Annotated in this window: 20 protein-coding genes; 7 read left to right on the top strand and 13 right to left on the bottom strand. The window is 36.7% G+C overall.

Annotated features, from left to right (window positions below):
- Nucleotides 1–266: 266 nt before the first annotated feature.
- Entirely contained in the window at nucleotides 267–488 is a 222-nt protein-coding gene (locus ACTJIV_RS13535) for a hypothetical protein (RefSeq protein WP_111953348.1), read from the bottom strand.
- Between the two features lie 84 nt (nucleotides 489–572).
- Nucleotides 573–1457, bottom strand: coding sequence for a DMT family transporter (locus tag ACTJIV_RS13530; protein WP_223559512.1), 885 nt, complete (start codon nucleotides 1455–1457; stop codon nucleotides 573–575).
- 93 nt (nucleotides 1458–1550) lie between these two features.
- Here ACTJIV_RS13530 and ACTJIV_RS13525 point away from each other — a divergent pair, with 93 nt between their 5' ends.
- Nucleotides 1551–2963, top strand: coding sequence for a PLP-dependent aminotransferase family protein (locus tag ACTJIV_RS13525; protein WP_440628067.1), 1413 nt, complete (start codon nucleotides 1551–1553; stop codon nucleotides 2961–2963).
- A 1-nt stretch (nucleotide 2964) separates the two neighbouring features.
- Here ACTJIV_RS13525 and ACTJIV_RS13520 read toward each other — a convergent pair whose 3' ends face one another.
- From ACTJIV_RS13520 to ACTJIV_RS13500, 5 genes are all read right to left on the bottom strand, one after another.
- Nucleotides 2965–3558, bottom strand: coding sequence for a Crp/Fnr family transcriptional regulator (locus tag ACTJIV_RS13520; RefSeq protein WP_111953342.1), 594 nt, complete (start codon nucleotides 3556–3558; stop codon nucleotides 2965–2967).
- On the bottom strand, nucleotides 3558–3935 hold the full coding sequence (ytxJ, locus tag ACTJIV_RS13515) for a bacillithiol system redox-active protein YtxJ (protein ID WP_336379445.1): 378 nt from the start codon (nucleotides 3933–3935) through the stop codon (nucleotides 3558–3560). Before ytxJ ends, ACTJIV_RS13520 begins: the two co-directional genes overlap by 1 nt.
- Nucleotides 3932–4393, bottom strand: coding sequence for a DUF1569 domain-containing protein (locus ACTJIV_RS13510; protein WP_440628064.1), 462 nt, complete (start codon nucleotides 4391–4393; stop codon nucleotides 3932–3934). The genes ytxJ and ACTJIV_RS13510 overlap by 4 nt, the downstream gene beginning before the upstream one ends.
- The gene (locus ACTJIV_RS13505) at nucleotides 4387–4923 is read right to left on the bottom strand and encodes a YfiT family bacillithiol transferase (RefSeq protein WP_440628063.1); all 537 of its coding nucleotides are present in this window, start codon (nucleotides 4921–4923) and stop codon (nucleotides 4387–4389) included. Before ACTJIV_RS13505 ends, ACTJIV_RS13510 begins: the two co-directional genes overlap by 7 nt.
- 164 nt (nucleotides 4924–5087) lie before the next feature.
- Nucleotides 5088–6230: a DEAD/DEAH box helicase gene (locus tag ACTJIV_RS13500; protein WP_440628061.1), complete on the bottom strand. Its 1143-nt coding sequence runs from the start codon at nucleotides 6228–6230 to the stop codon at nucleotides 5088–5090.
- Nucleotides 6231–6665: 435 nt separating this feature from the next.
- Here ACTJIV_RS13500 and pncA point away from each other — a divergent pair, with 435 nt between their 5' ends.
- Nucleotides 6666–7271: a bifunctional nicotinamidase/pyrazinamidase gene (gene pncA, locus ACTJIV_RS13495; protein WP_111953334.1), complete on the top strand. Its 606-nt coding sequence runs from the start codon at nucleotides 6666–6668 to the stop codon at nucleotides 7269–7271.
- Nucleotides 7272–7458: 187 nt separating this feature from the next.
- Here pncA and ACTJIV_RS13490 read toward each other — a convergent pair whose 3' ends face one another.
- Complete coding sequence (locus ACTJIV_RS13490) at nucleotides 7459–8643, bottom strand: pseudouridine synthase (protein ID WP_228452530.1); 1185 nt, start codon at nucleotides 8641–8643, stop codon at nucleotides 7459–7461.
- Nucleotides 8644–8744: 101 nt separating this feature from the next.
- Between ACTJIV_RS13490 and aroB the strand changes: the two genes are divergently transcribed.
- From aroB to ACTJIV_RS13465, 5 genes are all read left to right on the top strand, one after another.
- Nucleotides 8745–9791 carry a 3-dehydroquinate synthase gene (aroB, locus tag ACTJIV_RS13485; RefSeq protein WP_440628058.1) on the top strand — a complete coding sequence of 349 codons (1047 nt, stop codon included), beginning with the start codon at nucleotides 8745–8747 and terminating at the stop codon, nucleotides 9789–9791.
- Between the two features lie 279 nt (nucleotides 9792–10070).
- Nucleotides 10071–10706, top strand: coding sequence for a porin family protein (locus tag ACTJIV_RS13480; protein ID WP_111953330.1), 636 nt, complete (start codon nucleotides 10071–10073; stop codon nucleotides 10704–10706).
- A gap of 314 nt (nucleotides 10707–11020) precedes the next feature.
- Complete coding sequence (locus ACTJIV_RS13475; RefSeq protein ID WP_111953328.1) at nucleotides 11021–11704, top strand: porin family protein; 684 nt, start codon at nucleotides 11021–11023, stop codon at nucleotides 11702–11704.
- A gap of 4 nt (nucleotides 11705–11708) precedes the next feature.
- Entirely contained in the window at nucleotides 11709–12401 is a 693-nt protein-coding gene (locus ACTJIV_RS13470) for a porin family protein (RefSeq protein WP_440628056.1), read from the top strand.
- A gap of 332 nt (nucleotides 12402–12733) precedes the next feature.
- Entirely contained in the window at nucleotides 12734–13441 is a 708-nt protein-coding gene (locus ACTJIV_RS13465; RefSeq protein WP_111953607.1) for a porin family protein, read from the top strand.
- Between the two features lie 174 nt (nucleotides 13442–13615).
- Here ACTJIV_RS13465 and ACTJIV_RS13460 read toward each other — a convergent pair whose 3' ends face one another.
- From ACTJIV_RS13460 to ACTJIV_RS13440, 5 genes are all read right to left on the bottom strand, one after another.
- Nucleotides 13616–14560 carry a glycerophosphodiester phosphodiesterase family protein gene (locus ACTJIV_RS13460; RefSeq protein WP_336379440.1) on the bottom strand — a complete coding sequence of 315 codons (945 nt, stop codon included), beginning with the start codon at nucleotides 14558–14560 and terminating at the stop codon, nucleotides 13616–13618.
- 141 nt (nucleotides 14561–14701) lie between these two features.
- Entirely contained in the window at nucleotides 14702–16201 is a 1500-nt protein-coding gene (gene purF, locus ACTJIV_RS13455) for an amidophosphoribosyltransferase (RefSeq protein WP_111953326.1), read from the bottom strand.
- A 64-nt stretch (nucleotides 16202–16265) separates the two neighbouring features.
- A complete protein-coding gene (locus ACTJIV_RS13450) occupies nucleotides 16266–16625 on the bottom strand; it encodes a four helix bundle protein (protein WP_111953324.1) in 360 nt (119 codons plus the stop codon).
- A 36-nt stretch (nucleotides 16626–16661) separates the two neighbouring features.
- Nucleotides 16662–17381, bottom strand: a complete 720-nt coding sequence (purC, locus tag ACTJIV_RS13445; protein ID WP_047402036.1) for a phosphoribosylaminoimidazolesuccinocarboxamide synthase — start codon at nucleotides 17379–17381, stop codon at nucleotides 16662–16664.
- 33 nt (nucleotides 17382–17414) lie between these two features.
- The gene (locus ACTJIV_RS13440) at nucleotides 17415–18110 is read right to left on the bottom strand and encodes a DUF3307 domain-containing protein (RefSeq protein WP_440628053.1); all 696 of its coding nucleotides are present in this window, start codon (nucleotides 18108–18110) and stop codon (nucleotides 17415–17417) included.
- Nucleotide 18111 lies beyond the last annotated feature (1 nt).

The following is an 18111-nucleotide window of genomic DNA, read 5'->3' as shown; positions in this document are numbered from 1 at the left end:
TGCTATCCTAATGGTTTTAGTAAAAAATTTATGAAATCAGATTCAATCAAACCAAATACAAATATTGAACCTTATTAATTTGTAAACTGTTAAAATAAGTTAAATAAATTAGCAAAAACAAAATATATTATTGAATTCTTAGAGATTAAATCATCATATTAATAAATATAAGTTTTCAATATAAGCTATAATCCCGACAGCTGCTGGAAAAGACATTAAAACCCGCTTTAAATAAAACGGGCTTTAAAATCTATGAATGATAAAAATTATTTTTTGATAACCTTAGCTGTATCTGTTTTTTTGGTAGCTGCAGGATTTGCAGTATGCAAAGTATCGGAAGGCACAGGAGTGGTAACAACAGCAGTGTCTGCTGGTGCCCTATCAATAATTACACTGTCTGTTGTTGTGGTAGAAGTGTCTACTTTTGTTTCCTTTTTGCAGCTCAATACAGTCAAGCCTAATAGCATTAATGCGATGGTAAATTTCATAATAGATATATTTTGTAATGTGTTCCAAAGATAATTCATTACTAAATGTCCTTTTATGACTTGGATCATAATGCTTTATTTTGATTATTTCGCAAACTTTTTGGTTCCTGCAACACATAAAATAACCCCAATGGTTACTCCCACCATACCTATGCTCACCTGCTCATGAAGAAAATAAGCTGCGAGTGCCAATCCGAAAAAAGGCTGCAAAAGCTGTAGCTGTCCTACCGTAGCAATACCACCCTGCGCCAGACCTTTGTACCAGAATATAAATCCAATGAACATACTGAAAAGGGAAATGTAAGCCATCCCAAACCATCCCTGGAAACTTACGGTCTCGATATGATCTGGAAAATAAATGAAAAATAGAGGAATCATTACCGGCAAAGCTAATACCAAAGCCCAGGAAATTACCTGCCATCCTCCTAATGTTTTTGAAAGTTTTGCCCCCTCGGCATATCCCATACCGCAAAGGATAACCGCAAGAAGCATTAGGATGTCGCCAACAGGTGAGGCGGATATTCCCTGCGAAACAGCATATCCTATTACCAAAAGGCTTCCGATAACAGAAAAAAACCAAAATATAGGATGTGGTCTTTCCCCTCCACGAAAAACTCCGAATACAGCAGTTGCCAAAGGAAGCATTCCTAAGAATACAATGGAATGTGCCGAAGTAAGGTATTGAAGTGCCAATGCGGAAAGAAGTGGAAAGCCAACTACACAACCGATAGAAACCAGCAAAAGGGGAAATATCTGATTCTTTTCAGGCCGTTTTTCTTTATAAATCATCAGAACGGAAAGCGCCAGAATTCCTGCAATAGCAGCACGGGCTATGGTAACAAAAATCGGGCTCATTTCCATTACGGCCAATTTGGTAGCAGGCATAGATCCACTGAATAGCAACACACCTATAAAGCCGTTAATCAACCCGCTTATATTTTCATCTTTAGAAATTTTATCTGTCATCATTTTCTATATTTTTTTGATAATTCAAAATTAAAGCACTGAAATAAATAAACACAGTCTCAGTTTTGTATATTTGTATGAGTACAGTTGTGAAAAATGAGCAAAGAATTTATCTATACAGAAATTGCTGAGGGAATTGCTTCCCAGATCAGAAATGGCGTCCTGAAGGCCGGAGACAGGTTACCTTCAGTAAGAATGATGTGCCAGGAACATCAGGTAAGCATGAATACGGCAAAACGTGTTTTCCTTGAGCTTGAGTCACAGTCTTTAATTGAGTCCAAGCCTCAATCAGGTTATTTTGTAAGCAGACTAATGTCTGTGAAGCTTCCTCTTCCCGAAGTAAGCCGGCCTTCTCTGATTGCCAATAATGACGAACCAGATGAACTGATCAGCAAGGTTTACGAAAATATGGGTAAAAAAGGGCTGAAATTTTTTTCTATCGGAATTCCTTCGGGAGACCTTCTGCCACAGGCCAAATTAAAGAAGGAGATCATTAATGCAACCCGTGAATTAAAAGATGGCGGAACGGAATATGAGGAACTTCAGGGAAATTTAAAGTTGCGGAGAATGATTGCAGTGCGTTCACTTCAATGGGGCGGAAATCTCAGCGAAAATGATTTGGTTACCACAAACGGTGGGATGAATGCCTTATCTTTCTGCCTGATGGCCTTAGGCAAACCTGGCGATACAATAGCCATTGAAAGCCCTTGTTATCCGGGTATTTTACAGCTGGCACACGGATTGGGTTTAAATGTACTAGAACTTCCTACCCACCCGACAACAGGTATTGAAATAGAAGCCCTGAGAAAAGTGATTCCACAGATAGATCTGTGTTTATTAATTCCCAATTTCAATTCACCGCTGGGAAGCTGTATGCCGGATGAAAATAAAAAAGAGATTGTGAGAATTCTTTCTGAAAATGGGATTCCTCTGATAGAAGACGATGTATACGGTGATCTTTATTTTGGAGCGAGCCGTCCGAAATGCTGTAAGTCGTTTGACAGAGACGGAAATGTGCTGTACTGCAGCTCAATTTCAAAGACGCTGGCTCCGGGGTATCGCGTAGGATGGATTGCACCCGGAAGATATAAGGATAAAATAATGAAGCTCAAGCTGCTCCATTCTACGTCATCTATTTCTATTGTTAATGAAGCGGTAGCCAATTTCCTCAAGTCCGGAAGGTATGAAAAGCACCTCCATCAAATGCGTAAAGCTCTTCAGAACAATTATCAGAATTATGTGCAGACTATCGCAGACTATTTCCCTGAAGGCACAAAAACAAGCCGCCCGCAAGGCGGTCTTTCCCTGTGGGTGGAGTTTGATAAAAATATCCGTACCACTGAACTCTATGATCTGGCCATTAAACAGAACATCAGTATTGCTCCGGGCAGGATGTTTACCCTGCAGGATCAGTTTGAAAACTGCATGCGTCTGTGTATCGGTCTTCCGTGGACAGAAGAAACCAGGCTATGTCTTCAGCAGGTTGGAACGCTCGCAAAAAGGATTTGATTTATCTGTCAGGAACAAAATTTTTCCGTGCCAGCTCTTTTCTTACCCTGCTCAGGCTTTCAGGCGTGATTCCAAGGTAAGATGCGATCATCCATTGGGGAACTCTCAAAAGAAGGTCAGGGTACATTTTAATGAATTTCATGTATCTTTCTTCTGCTGTTTCGCCCAATAAAGAATTGATCCTGTTCTGGAGGCTTCTGATGTGCTTCTGTAAAAGAAAATCACTTCTTTCGATACTGTTAGGAAATTGCTCTACGAGATTATTGAAAAAATCGGGGTGCAGAAACAGAACCTCTGTATCTTCCACCGCTTCTATATAGTAAATTGATTTTTCGTTGAAATAAAGGCTGCTTCGGTCAGAAATCAGCCAACTCTCAGGGGCAAACTGTATAATGTGCTCTTTTCCGTTCTTGTCAATGGAATACATTTTCAACAACCCTTTTTCTACAAAGAATATATGCCTGCAGATTTCACCATACTGTAAAAGAAACTGATTCTTAGGTATTTTCTTCACTTCATAGTGTAAGCTGCACATGTTCACTTTTTCTAAAGGAACATTTAATACTTTGGCTAAATATGTGTTAATATTCTTCATTATGAAATCTGGCTTGCGGATATATCTTCATGCGATGCACTGTTAATGACTTTTCCATCTTCAATTATGATCAGCTGAGGACTCTCATGCCTGATTCCAAAGTCTTCGGAAATTTTATTGGAAATGGATCTGTATTCCAGCAAATCTAAGAAATATAAATCCAGCTTATTATCCAAACTATCTATTTCTTTTTCAAAGTTTTTCAATACTGTTTTGCTGATGAAGCAGCGTGTTGAATGTTTGAAAATAGCAATTTTATGGTGATGGGATGCTTCAATGGCTTTGGCCAGGTCTTCCTCAGATTCTATTTTTTTCCAGAAGGATTGATGCTCAGGGTTGTTTTCTTTTCCTCCGAATATTTTATCAAAAAAACTCATACATTAAATTGTTTTAAATGATGATCAAGATGTTTGTATTCTAAAAATCCCCAGTCTTTTTCAGTCATTTTCCCGAATAATCTGTGGTAGTCCGGAAGATCTTTATTTTCAGATGTTGTCCGGAAGTCCTTCAGTGTATTCAGCAGATTGGTTTTTGATTCATCAAAATCACATTCAAAATTAACGATTAGTTTTTGAAAAGTAGGCATGTTTCGGGGAATTCCGTTATTAAAGATCTGCATTTCTATTTTGGTTACTATTCCTATTGCAGCAAGAAAGAAATTAAGTTCCGGAAGTTCAACTTTTCTCAGAGCTATCTGAAGAACAAAATCACAGTGTCTCAGCATTTGGGAAACGTTCATTTTCCCCCATCTTTGTGGAGTATTTTTAGTAAGAAGAGAAATTCTGTAGACAATTTCTTCAAAATAAACAGGATTATGCAGACTTTTCTTTACCACCCTTTTTCTCTCTTCAGATTTTCAATGTGGGCAAAATGATGATTACAGTGCCATACATAGAAAGCAAGATAATGTCTTAAGTCATAATCTTTATTCTGTTCAGGATGTCGGAAAGTTCTTTCGAATTGTTTATTGGTAAGAGTATTAAGCAGAACCGTCCATCTCTGATGCGTTCCTTTAATCATTCTCATCGCAGGCTTTACAGGCATATTGGCACTATCCTGAAGTTCTGCCCATTTGGCTTCATCATAAGGTTTGATCACAGGATTATCTTCTGTAAGGGCCAGCTTAAAACGTATAAAACTATTGATATGGCTGTCTGCAATATGGTTAACAAGCTGGCGGACCGTCCATCCTCCTTCTCTGTAAGGGGTATCTAATTGCTCATCCGTGAAATTCTCAATCAGATCTTTCAGTTTTGCCGGGAAATTCTTGATGACTTTAATATGCTCATCCAGCTTCGTGTCACAGATATTTTCAGACTGCTGAAACTGGCCGATGGGAAATTTCTTTTGCTCTAAATCGTTCATTTTTAATTTTCTTGGTAGTATGTTTAATCAAGTTTTCTGTTGTGATAAAATTACTACAAGAAAAGCAGAAAGACAATAAAAAATAAAATTTCAAAAAATTATACTGAGTGAGAAAATAAAAAAGCCTCAATTCTAAATTGAAGCTATATAATTAAATTCATCTGCTAATAACCATGCAGATCAATTCCCTCCGTTCTCTGTAAAGTCACTTTCCTGCCCATCTTTTTTTGGATCACCCTGAAATGCTGCAGTTCGTCATCCGTCAGAATATTAATGGCAGTTCCTTTTTCGCCTGCACGTCCCGTTCTGCCAATCCGGTGAATGTAATCTAAAGGCGATCGCGGCAATTCATAATTGATCACACAAGGTAAAGATTCGATATGGATACCACGGCCAATAAGGTCTGTAGCAACTAAAATCTGAGCTCCATTTACTTTAAATTCTTCTAAATTATTTCTACGGGCACCCTGTGATTTCTGACTGTGAATGGCTAAGGCTTTAATTTTATTCTTTTTAAGCTTTTCCACTAAATTATCTGCAGATCTTGTAGAGGAAACAAATATCAGCGCTTTTTCAACCTTCTTCTCTTTAATTAGATAGCGTAAAAAAGGACCTTTATTTTCCGGAGAAACATGATAGGCCAACTGCTCGATATTATCAATTTCTACTTCTTCTTTTTTAATTTCAATAATTACAGGATTAATGGATAACCGTTCCTTCATTTCAGAAACCTTATCATTTAAAGTTGCTGAAAACAGGGTCGTTTGTTTCACTACAGGCATCAGTGCGAAAAGCTTATCCATTTCTTCACCAAAGCCTAGCTGAAACATTTTATCTGCCTCATCAATCACTAAATGCTGGATTCCTGAAATACTTAATGCGTTATGATCAAGTAAATCCAATAAACGGCCGGGCGTTGCAATAAGAACTTCCACTCCAAACATTCCTTTCATCTGCGGATTGATGGAAACACCACCATAAACAGCCATAGTACGTACCTCACGTTTCAGATTTTCGGTAAAAGCCCTGAAAACTTCATCAATCTGAATGGCGAGCTCGCGTGTAGGAACCAATATTAAAACCTGAACATTACGGTCTTTTTTAACTTCTGAATTCTGTAATTTTTCTAAAATAGGCATCACAAAACAAGCCGTTTTTCCGGAACCCGTCTGTGCAATTCCCATCAGATCTTTTCCCTGCAGAATTACAGGAACAGCCTTCTCCTGAATCGGAAATGGCTTCAGGTAACCTAATTTGTTGACAGAACGAATAATATTGTGTGATAATCCTAACGACTCAAATGGCATAAAATACTTATTTGGTGCAAAGATAAGCTATTGATATTTGACAGATAGCCCGAAATTGTATCTCCTACAAGCAAAAGTCTAATAATTTTAACCTGAGTTCGGGATAAGAAATTAAGATTGAAGTGCTGGAAGCAGGAAGAGGGGTGCTTGAAGTTACTATTGGACTATAGTTAAAATTGAATTATTATTCTTAAAAAAATTAATAAAAAACCGAGGTATAGTTATTTTTTACGACCTCAATAACTTCCCTCTTCCAGCTTCAGGCTTCCTTACCATGTTAAAAACAGAAATGCCTTATCCCGCACTCAGGTTAATTTTAGTTTTCTCAGACCTTGCTCCTATCTGTTTTTTAAAAATTATATTGCCGATTTGTCCGATAATTCAGTTTTGGAGAGTTTTTTGAGTAATTTTATCCAAAATTCGAGAAATCTAAATATGAAAAAAGCGTTAATAATCGTAGATGTACAGAATGATTTCTGTGAAGGCGGCGCATTAGCAGTTCCTGAAGCCAATGAGGTCATCCCCTATATTAATCTTCTGATGGAAGAAAATGAATATGACCAGATCGTCCTTACACAGGACTGGCATCCTGCCGATCATAAAAGCTTTGCCAGCAACAACAACAGAAAAGTTGGCGAAAGCATTATCCTGAACGGCGTGCCACAGTTCATGTGGCCGGATCATTGTATCCAGGGTACTTTCGGGGCAGAATTCCACAAAGATCTGAACAGAGATAAAGTAACCCACATTATCCAAAAAGGAAAAAATTCAGAAATTGACAGCTACAGTGGATTTCAGGACAACAATCACTTTATGAAAACAGGGCTGGATGATTTTTTAAAGTATCATGAAATTCAGTTGCTTGAAATTGTTGGCCTTGCAATGGATTATTGTGTGAAATTTACGTGTACAGATGCGCTTGCAAACGGATATATCACATGCCTTCATTTCAATGGAACGAAAGCCGTTAATGTAAAGCCTGATAATGGCAGAGATGCTATTTATGAGATGATCCAAAAAGGAGTTACAGTTCTCGGATAGGATTTACATATAATTTTGAAAGCCATAAACTGTTTTCAATTATAAATATACCGATAAGAAAAAGGCGCAGAAATAAAATTTCTGCGCCTTTTTAATACGTATAATTTCCTTAAATGATTTAAGCCGAATATTCAATTATGATGCAGAATCAGCAGATTCGTCAGTCATAATTTATAACTCAAACTTATTAAAGCATTTTAAGATTATTAACTTCCAGATCTGTAAGGATTCTCCAATGGCCACGTTTGATGTTCTTTTTCGTAAGGCCTGCAAACATCACTCTGTCCAAAGCTTCCACTTCATATCCAAGTCTTTGGAAAATTCTTCTGATCACACGGTTCCAGCCAATATGAATTTCGATTCCTATCTCATTTTTAGGTTTTCCTTCAATAAAAGAAATCTGATCTACAACGGCTACCCCTTCATCAAGGCGGATCCCTTCCACAATCAGTTTCATATCTTCATGGGTCAGTTTCTTATCCAGGGTTACGTGGTAGATCTTTTTGGCATCAAAAGAAGGATGTGTCAGCTTTTTCGTCATGTGCCCGTCATTTGTCAAAAGAATAACTCCGGTTGTAGAACGATCCAGTCTTCCTACAGGAAACAAACGGTATGGCGATGCATTAGCAACCAGATCCATTACTGTTTTTCTGGCTTTGTCGTCCTTAGTTGTAGATATGTATCCCTTTGGCTTGTTTAGAAGCACATATACCGGTTTTTCCGGGGTAATACCCTGGCCGTCGAAAACTACTTTATCAGTCTTCTGAACCTGATATCCCATTTCAGTTACCACCTGTCCGTTTACTTCCACAAGTCCTTGCGTAATCAGTTCATCAGCCTCTCTTCTGCTGCAGATTCCGGAATTGGCAATATACTTGTTCAGACGGATGGTGTCCTTATGAACATCTTTCTCAATTTTGTTTAACCTTCTTTTCTGTACAAAAGATCTTGCCTTATCATCATTTTTGTCATCTCCAGCGGATGGTCTTCTTCCGTATTTCAGGCTGCCTCTTTCATACTTGTCTCTGGTATCAAAACTTTTTCCGCCTTTTTTGGGTGCTGACTTACCAAAAGTTTTTCTCTCACGTCCTTCACTTGAATTGGTAATATAAGCTCTGCTCTCAGTTTTTGCCCCGGAGTCCTCATCTCTGTTCGTAGGGTTATCTCCGCTTTTCTTAAAAGGTTTCGGCTCAAACTTCGAATTGCTTCCTTTATAGTCAGTATTTCTTTCACCAGCTTTTGGAAAAGGCTTCTTAAAAGGTTTTGATCCTGAAGAATTTCCAGATCTAGAAGCACGAGAATCATCAGAATTGTTTCTTGTTGAAGTTCTTGGTCTTTTTGGTCTTTCTGAATTATTGTTATCTCTGCTCATTCTAAAAATTTCTGCAAAGATAGTAATTTAGTTACGAGTTAAAAATTAAGAATCATAACTTTGCAGAATAGTTTTATTTTAATTTTAAAGAAACTCCAATAATGATAACAATATTAAACGATGATTTTTCTCAATTAAATAGTTTCCTTCACGAAAAATCTTTCAGTAAGATCTTTATTTTAGTTGATGAAAATACCCATGAATATTGTCTTCCGGTTCTATTAGGCAATATGGAAACAGACCTAAACTTCGAAATTCTTGAGATTGAGGCTGGTGAAGAAATGAAAAACATCCAGACCGCCAACCAGCTATGGGAGATTCTTACCGAAATGCAGGCAGACAGAAAAGCGCTTGTCATTAACCTTGGTGGCGGTGTAATTACGGATATGGGTGGTTTTGTAGCCTCTACCTATAAAAGAGGAGTCCAGTTCATTAATATTCCTACTACCCTTTTATCAATGTGTGATGCCTCTATCGGAGGAAAAACAGGGATAGACCTTATGCATTATAAAAATATGGTAGGAACTTTTGCCTTTCCGGAACAGATTTTCATTTATCCTAAGTTTCTGGAAACACTTCCGTTTAAAGAATTGCGGAGTGGTTTTGCAGAAATGCTGAAGCATGGCCTTATTGCTGACAAAGCGCATTGGGAAAGTCTTATTCAGATCCACAAACTTGATGTAGAAGCTGTAGTTCCCCATATTCAGACTTCAATGGATATCAAGCAGGACGTCGTGGAAAAAGATTTTCATGAAAGAAACATTAGGAAGACCTTAAATTTCGGACATACAATCGGGCATTCCGTAGAAAGTCTTTGCCTTAGTCAAGGAAACCCTATTCTTCACGGTGAAGCTGTTGCCATGGGAATGATCTGTGAAGCCCATCTGGCTTATCTTGAAGATCTTATTACCCAACAGGATGCCGCGGATATTGTGGAAAACATTCAGAGATACTACCCTTATCTTGACATCAATGATTTTACGGATGAAAGTATTACTGCTCTTTTGCTGAACGATAAAAAGAATACAGACCGCAAAATTAATTTTTCATTACTTTCAGGAATCGGTTCGTGTACCTATGACCACCAATGCAGTGAGGAAAACATTTTGAAGTCTCTGGATTTTTACAGAAAATTGAATAACGCTTAAATTATTTATACAAAAGAATCATTCTTCTTTACTATTTTAATGGAATTAATAATTTAGATTATCTCTAAACAAACGTTTGTTTTTTAATGTAAATTATTAATAATCAATATTTTAAATAAAAGCAGCTTGTAATTTAGGCTGCTTTTTTTACTGACTTTTATCATGTTATCTGTTTTTGGCAAGCAATTTGAAAGATAATCTGCGTCAAACTCAGTAGTAAGTTTTTGACAGTAGTAAAATTTAAAATTAGAATAGTAAAATATTAAAAAAATTAAAGTTATGAAAAAGTTAATTTTAGGATTGGCAGTAACTGCAAGTTCATTAGCGTTTGCTCAGCAGACTCCGTCATCTTCTTCTAACCCGGTAACATTTGGTGTAAAAGGTGGAATGAACGTATCTTCTCTTTCTAAAGACGAAGGTTTGGATGATCAAAAATCTAAAATCGGTTTCAATGCAGGTGTATTTGCTAATATTCCAGTAGCAGAATCATTCAGTGTTCAGCCGGAGGTATTGTATTCTCAATATGGTGCAAAAGCAGATTACACTCTATTAGGGACTAAGTATTCTTCTTCAACTAAATTAGATTATATCGCTGTACCGGTAATGTTCCAGTACAACCTGATCCCTAATCTTTATGTAGAAGCAGGTCCGGAATTCGGATTCTTGGTAAGTGCAAAAAACAAAATTAAAAACGAAAATAACGGAAACTCTTCTACTTCCGATAACTACAAAGATGATTTGAAAACTTTCAACTTTGGTATTGGTATCGGTGCAGGGTATTACTTCACTCCGAACTTCGGACTTACAGCAAGATATGTTGCTGGTCTTACAGACGTTGCTAAAGACAGACCTAACGGATCTGATGCAGTAAAAAACAATGTATTCCAAGTAGGATTAGCTTATAAATTCAAATAGTAAGCTTAACATTCAGAAACAAATTTTATATTCAATAGAAAGCCGGATTAATTTATTTAATTCGGTTTTTTTATGCACACAATATCTTCATCTTTTTTGGCAAGAATTTTGCCATTTGTAGATAAGCTGAAAGCATTTATATTTTATAAGTGTCTACAGCAAAGTTTCTTCATATATAAATTGATTTCAATAGAAAAGGTCAGGTTTATTTATTTAAGCCTGACTTTTTCGCGTTTAACATGATTTTTGTCATTTTATTCTCTTTGGCGGGAATTTTGCTGAAGTACGGAGAAATAAGTTAAAACTTTATAACCATGAAAAAACTAATTTTAGGATTAGCAATTGCAGCAAGCCTTTCGGTTAATGCTCAAGAAAAAACAAAATCTTCTACACCCGTTACTTTTGGGGTTAAAGCAGGATTCAACGCTTCAACACTAAGCAAAGTGGATCAGTATGATAATGACCAGAAACTGAAGCCTGGTTTTAACGCTGGAGTATTTGCCAATATTCCGGTAGCAGAGAAATTCAGCATTCAGCCGGAGCTTCTTTTCAATCAGCTAGGTTCAAAAACTGAAGAAAGAGAAGTGTATTACTCCAATTCTGACAGATACACCAGAGAAGTAGATTATAAAAAGACACTGAGCTATCTTGCCGTACCTGTAATGGTACAGTACAATATCCTTCCTCAGCTTTATGTAGAAGCAGGTCCGGAATTCGGATTTCTGTTAGGAGGAAAAGATAAAGGTGATATTACCACTACCAAAACTTCCGGAAATACTACGACTACGCAGACAACAACATTTTCAGAAAAAATTGTTAAAGATTTATATAATAAATTCAATTTCGGGATCGGAATTGGAGCAGGATATTATTTTACACAGAATTTTGGGGTAACAGCCAGATTTACTGCGGGTATTACAGATATCTTTAAAGAAAACAGTGCAGATACTGTTAGAAATAATGCATTCCAGGTGGGTGTGGCTTATAAATTCAAATAATAATATGAGAAAGTTATTTTTAGGATTAGCCGTTACGGCAGGCTCATTGGTATTTGCACAGGAAAAAACAGAGATTATATCTAAATCTCCCATTACTTTTGGAGTAAAAGGAGGAATGAACATTTCTTCTCACACTGATGGAAATGAGGATACTTATTATTGGTCAAATTATGAGCGAAAGTCAAAGATTGGATTTAATGCAGGAGCTTTCGTCAATATTCCGGTTTCAGGCAAATTCAGTGTTCAGCCGGAAATATTATATAACGGATTGGGCTCAAAAACAGAAAGCACCATCAACTTTGATATTCCTGACGCCAGAATGAACAATAAAGAAACCCTTTCTTTAAGCTATCTTTCAGTACCATTAATGCTTCAGTACAATCTGTTGCCTGAACTATATGTAGAAGCAGGTCCTGAATTCGGATTCCTTCTGGGTGGGAGATCCAAAGGTGACCTCACTCAAACCAGTAATCAGGACGGAGCAAGCAGTACACAGAGTTATTCTGATAAAATTGTTATGGACTTATTCAATAAATTCAATTTTGGAATAGGTATCGGAGCCGGTTATTATTTCACTCAAAATCTTGCAGTTACAGCCAGATTCACGGCCGGAGTTACAGATATCTACAAGTACAATTCATACGATGCCGTTAGAAACAACGCATTACAGGTTGGTTTAGCTTATAAATTCAAATAGAGATATATTATTTTCAAGTTAATGTCGGATCTTTTTGGTCCGGCATTTTTGTATCCTATCAGGGAAACAACATTTCATATTTCCAATTTTAACTTTGTGTCAAATCATCAACATAAAGTCAATTTCACTTACAATCATCTTTCAAAAACAAATTTTCATAATATAATTTTTCTTAAAAAACAGTTAAAAGCATAGACAAGGCAATGTGAAAAACCTTCATAAAAGCCCTTTAAATAAGGGTTTTTGGAGTTTGGCAAGCATTTTGCAAAATAAATCAAGTCTGATTGAAAAATCAGGTGAAAAGTAAAATAGTAAAATTAAAAAATAAAATTATGAAGAAGTTATTTCTAGGGTTGGCAGTTGCTGCTGGCATGATGACGTTTGCTCAAGAAACAAAAACAGTAAGCACAGAGCCAATCAAAAAAGAAACACAACCTATCAGATTCGGTATTAAAGCAGGTGGAAACTCATCTTATTTCAGTGAGCAGAAACTAAGCCTTAACAACCAGAAAATCGGATTTCATGCGGGGGTTTTAGTTAATATTCCACTTTCTCAGAAATTCAGCTTACAGCCGGAAGTTTTATACAACCAGTTAGGAGCGAAAAGTGTAATCTCTTCCACTGATGTAACTGTTGGTGATACTAATATTAAAACGAAAAGCGATTACAAAACTACCATGAACTATATTTCAGTTCCTTTAATGGTACAGATGAGACCTACAGAGAAATTTTATGTAGAAGCAGGTCCTGAATTCAGCTATTTCATTAACGGGAAAAATTCCGGAAACAGTACTATTTCTACAACTACAGGAGGAGTTACAACCACTCAGTCTGTATCTAACTCTGAAGACATTAATAAAGATAATGTTAACAAGTTTAACTTAGGTCTCGGTTTAGGTCTTGGATATGATATTACTCAAAATATTGGGATCAACGCAAGATATATCAACAGTCTTACGGATATGAGAAACCAAAAGCCAGAGGGTACTGAGCCATTGAACCACAGAGCGTTTCAGTTGGGCTTGAATTATAAATTCTAATAGAGGACAATCAATTATTTAACCTATAGTAAAGTCCGGACTTAAAAATTTTAAGTCCGGACTTTCGTTTTTACTGACGTAGAAAGTGATTTTAGAATAATGAGTCTTATACCAATTGTCAACGGCACCCAAAACTCACTGACTCTCAAACCCGTACCCGCATAACTCAAATTATTAGAATATTCGTGGATCATCGCTGATCACTCCATCTACTCCCATGTCTTTTAATTCTTTTAGCCTTTCTTTGGTATTGACAGTCCATGGTATAACTTTCATACCCAACGCATGGCATTCCTGTACAAGCTCTGAAGTAACAAGTGTGTGATCAGGACTGTAAATGGTTGGGGTAAAACTCAGAAATTTCATATCTCCTGATACACCATTCAGATGATCAGGATACTGCCTGAATTTCTCTGCAGGAATATTTTTGAAATGAGCCTGCTGTTGTGCCAACTTTTTATCATCAACTTTTTCCACCAGCAAAGCAGTCATGATCTTAGGGTATTCCTTATGAATGATTTCCAGTGTTCTGGGGTCAAACGACTGAATGATTACCCGGTCCTGAATTCCTTTTTTTAGAATAATGCTCATCATCAGATCTACAAATTCTTTTGGTTCAGGATGAAATATATGGTCAGAAAAAGGACGTGTTTTGGTTTCTATATTATAAAAAGGTAAAGGTCTTTTCAATTTACGGGAGTAAGCCTCACATGCATCTATTACTTCTGAAAAGAGAGGCTTTTGGGCCTTTATTTTCTTTTGATCAGGATAGTTATCAAGTTTCTTTAAGCCTACGTCAAATGTTTGAATTTTAGCATAAGGCATATCATAAATTTTATAGTAAAAACCTGAGTCTTTGGGAATATAAGTTCCATCGGGCTTTGTTACTAATTCGGGAGAAAGAAAAGCGTCATGGGAAAGGATTACTTTTTTGTCCTTTGTAATAGCAAGATCCATTTCCAGCGTTGTGATGTTCATTTTCAGAGCATTCTTCATAGCCGGAACTGTATTTTCGGGATATAAGGACTTTCCTCCGCGGTGTGCCTGCTTATCGAAAGACTGAGAGGAATACAAATGGGCAAATACCAGAAAAATACCTGTTAAGAATACGTTTTTCATATGAAGTTTTAATAGCATAAAATTAAAACTTGCTTTTATATTGTATGATACAGGAATATTAAACTTTTGATACATTTATAAAAACAAAAAGAGCCAGATATAAAAATCTGGCTCTTTCATTTATTTCAAATGGATAGAATATTAATTAAACAATTCTACCTCCTCTCCTTTTCCTACCGGATATTCTTCTGTAAAACATCCGAAACAGTGGTTGGAAGATCCTAAAATCTCTTTCAGGCTGTCTGTACTTAAAAATTCCAGAGAGTCTACCCCCAGGTAATCTCTAAGCTCTTCGGTAGTCATGTTGGCCGAAATCAGATCATCTTTCGAAGGGGTATCTATTCCTAAGTAGCATGGAGCAATAATAGGTGGAGAAACACTTCTGAAATGGATCTCTTTTACTCCTGCATCTTTCAGAATTTTTACTAATCTTTTGGAAGTGGTACCTCTTACAATAGAATCATCTATGATCACAACTCTCTTGCCTTTGATCTCAGAAATGATAGGATTAAGCTTAAGGTTCACTACCCTTTCTCTCATTTCCTGTGTCGGAACAATGAAACTTCTTCCAATGTATCTGTTTTTAATCAGAACCGGACGGAAAGGTATTCCTGAGGCCTTGGAGAAACCAATAGCAGCCGGAACTCCTGAATCGGGAACTCCAATTACTACATCAGCTTCTACAGGGGCCTGTTCCCAGATCTTTTCACCGGATTTCTCCCTGATCTCGTATACATTGATATTTTCTAAAGTAGAGTCAGGTCTTGCGAAATAGATGTATTCAAAAGAACAGATCCTTTGCTTGCCTCTCGCTTCATTGACCATGTAAGAATTAAGCTTACCCGGTTCGTTTTCATTCGTATAAATGATTTCACCAGGTAAAATATCACGTACATACTGGGCACCTACGGCATCCAATGCAACAGATTCGGAAGCAACAACGTAAGTTTTTTCGTCAACAGCTCCTAAAACCAACGGACGGATTCCGTTGAAATCCCTGAAAGCAAAGAATTTATTTCTTGTCATTCCCACTACGGAATACGCGCCTTCAATTTTCTCCATGGTCGCCTTAATGGCTCCGCGAAGTCCTAAATCAAGATTTTTTTGAATTAATCTTAAAATAACCTCAGAATCGGAAGTAGCTCTGAAAACTACGCCTTCAGCTTCCAATTCATTTTTTAATTCTCTCGCATTGGTAAGGTTACCGTTATGCGCTATAGAAAGAATAATCTGGTCATATTCGTTTTTCGCGAAAAATGGCTGGAAATTATACTTCTTTTTGTCACCTGCAGTCGTATAACGAGTGTGTCCGATTGCAGAATTTCCCATAAAAGCTTCAGGATCCTGGATCTCTTTATAAACATCCAAAACCAAACCTTCATCTTTCATATTGGTAATTTTTCCGTCTTTTAAAACAGAAATACCACACGCCTCCTGACCTCTGTGCTGTAAAGCAAAAAGCCCGAACTGCGAAAGAGAAAACGTATCAAGATCATTATCAGAATACATTCCGAAGATTCCGCACTCCTCATTCGGAGCGTCCAATCTTTCTTCTTCCTGCGTTCTGAAAAGATTTCTTCCGTAGGTTTGAGTCTCAAATTGTTTTAAATATTCACTTTTATGAATGTCTAAACTTTTCATTTCTATTTTTTCTAAATTAGAAGTTAGATATTAGATGTTAGAAATTAGTCTAAGTTAACTTCAATTATAATTTTAAACTTGTCTTTAATGAATAAATCATTTTCTGTATCTCAGCTAAAAGTTCTTTTAAGGGAAGAATTTTAGTTTCAGAAATAAAATTTAAATCTATTAATAACTGCAACTGAGTTTGCAATTCATATGTTGAACCAAACGCAATTCCGAGAAATTGATAAAATTCATTCTTATTATTCCTTCCTGCTCCTTCTGCAATATTAGAAGGTATTGAAACAGCACATCTTCTAATTTGAGACAATAAGCCAAATCTTTCTTCGTTTGGTAATTCTGTAGTCACCAAATAAACTTCTTTTACCAAAGCCATTGATTTACTCCAAACTTTAAGATCTTCTATCCTGTGCGATTTCATACTAACCTCTAATATCTAACTTCTAACCTCTAAACTTTACTTATTCAGTAAAGTTTTCAATCTGTTGTAGATTTCTACATAAGCCTCGGTAACTTCTCCTAAATCTCTTCTGAATCTGTCTTTATCCAGCTTTTTCATGGTGTCTTTGTCCCAAAGTCTGCAAGTGTCAGGAGATATTTCGTCTGCCAGGATAATTTCACCGTCAGAAGTTTTTCCTAATTCAATTTTGAAATCGACCAGGATAATATTCATTTTGTCGAAAAGATCAATCAGGATTTCGTTGATATCAGAAGTAAGCTCATACATCTCATCAAGCTCTTCATAGGTTGCAGCACCTAAGAAAACGGCGTGGTGATCGTTGATAAGCGGATCTCCCAATTCGTCTTTTTTGTAGCAGATATCGAAAATGGTAACCGGAGATTTAATTCCTTCTTCCACTCCTAATCTTTGAGCCATGCTTCCTGCAGAGTAGTTTCTTACCACCATTTCCAAAGGAATGATTGATACTTTTCTTACCAATTGCTCTCTCTCGTTCAATTGTTTAATGAAATGAGTCTTAATCCCTTTTTCATTTAAATATTCAAAAATCAAAGTTGTGATGGCGTTGTTCATTTCACCTTTCAAATCAACAGATCCTCTTTTTTGAGCATTAAATGCTGTAGCATCGTCTTTAAAACGTACTACTACTTGATCAGGATTATCGGTAGCAAATACTTGTTTTGCCTTACCTTCGTACAACATTTCTTTCTTTTCCATTTCTAAATTCGTATTAGTTAGATTTATTTTATATTACTTAATTAAAATTCCTGTTAAAACAGCCAGTCCAAAACTCAGCAATGTGCCAATAAGCACATATTCCGTCAGTTTTCTCTGCTTAGCTTGTGCCAGATCACTGAATCTGAAAACCGATTTGGCAGCAACCATAAAACCCACACCTTCCCAATGATTCACCATAATAAAGGTGAAAACCAAGAGACGTTCCAAAATTCCTATATATTTTCCTGCACTCGACAGAGATTCGGTTTGTATACTGCTTTGTGTTTCCGGGGCCGGAGTCCAGGAAGACAATGCTATCTTAATAAAAATTGAAGCCGGTGTTGTAAGGAACAATACAGCCATCAATATTTTCAAAAATTGCTGATTCTGCAGAAAATCAAAACTGAATTCTTTGAAATAAAATGAGATCCCAGCAATGACAAGAATATGCAGCAGCTGATCTATGAAGAACCATCTTTTCTTGTTCTTTACAGTCTGGAAGATCAGTTTTGAGGCATCAATAATAAAATGGGTAATCCCGACAAGCAATGAAACCCACCACAGATCTGTATTCCAGAGAAAAACAAAGCTTAAAACGGTATGGATCAGAACATGAAGATACAAATATGGGCTTTTCAGCTTACGGCGTTCCTTATCTGCAACCCAGGAATTTGGCTGAAGAATAAAATCTCCGAGTAGATGTGCCAATATGAGTTTAGTAAAAATCATG

This window comes from Chryseobacterium sp. 22532, from assembly GCF_052044665.1.
Taxonomy (GTDB): domain Bacteria; phylum Bacteroidota; class Bacteroidia; order Flavobacteriales; family Weeksellaceae; genus Chryseobacterium; species Chryseobacterium lathyri.
The sequence above is the reverse complement of the archived record's forward strand: the minus strand, read 5'-3'. Positions and strand labels throughout refer to the sequence as shown.